Annotated in this window: 1 pseudogene; it reads left to right on the forward strand. The window is 67.1% G+C overall.

The features are described 5' to 3' along the window. A pseudogene (locus tag ACTFO6_RS19940) lies at positions 1 to 234 on the forward strand (J domain-containing protein); the annotation flags it as partial.

A 234-nucleotide genomic window follows, 5' to 3' on the forward strand; every position in this document is an offset into this window, starting at 1 on the left:
GAGGAGGGGGTAAAGGACGTGCAGGAAGCCTACGAGGTGCTCAAGGATACCGAGAAGCGCCGGGCCTACGACGAGCTGGGCAACTACCAGGCCGGGCAGGAGTTCCGACCGCCGCAGGGCTGGGAGCAGCACTTCGGACCCGGCTTAGGCGATTTCGAGCATCTCTTCGCCGAGGGCGACCTGGCGGATCTGTTCGCGGTTCTGACCGGCCGCGCCCGACCCGGAGCGAGACGA

Origin of the sequence: Pelomicrobium sp. G1 (genome assembly GCF_051905455.1) — a bacterium.
Classification (GTDB): domain Bacteria; phylum Pseudomonadota; class Gammaproteobacteria; order Burkholderiales; family UBA6910; genus Pelomicrobium.